This window comes from Saccharothrix sp. ST-888 (assembly GCF_000955975.1).
Classification (GTDB): Bacteria; Actinomycetota; Actinomycetes; order Streptomycetales; family Streptomycetaceae; genus Kitasatospora.
Genome location: NZ_JYJF01000935.1, coordinates 1 through 308, shown reverse-complemented (window position 1 = coordinate 308; position 308 = coordinate 1). Strand labels below are relative to the sequence as shown.

Sequence of the window (308 nt, the reverse complement as noted above, 5' to 3'; positions counted from 1 at the left end):
CGTGCGCCGCGCCTTCGCCGAGGTCTTCAGCCGCAAGACCGGCACCACGACCGCCGACGGCGAAGCCTGGCTCGCGGGCGTGCGCGTGCTGCGGGTCACGTTCATGCACGAAGCCCCGGATCGGGTAGAGGCCGGTGACGCAGCCGACCATGATCATGGGGGTGTGCGGGTTGTCGGTCGGCACGAACGGGATCTTGGGCTTGCGGACCAACGCGAACAGCGTGCTGTCCGGAGCGCTGACGGCCAGGTGGCTGGAGAAGACGCCGTGCAACGGGGTTCGGCGCATCGTGGGCCCGGTGGTCAGCCGC

The 308-nt window shown here is 70.5% G+C and carries 1 protein-coding gene; it reads right to left on the bottom strand.

Going from position 1 to position 308, the window contains the following annotated elements:
* A partial coding sequence (locus UK12_RS35085) for a hypothetical protein (protein WP_231591532.1) occupies positions 1–211 on the bottom strand: 211 nt, incomplete at its 3' end.
* Positions 212–308 lie beyond the last annotated feature (97 nt).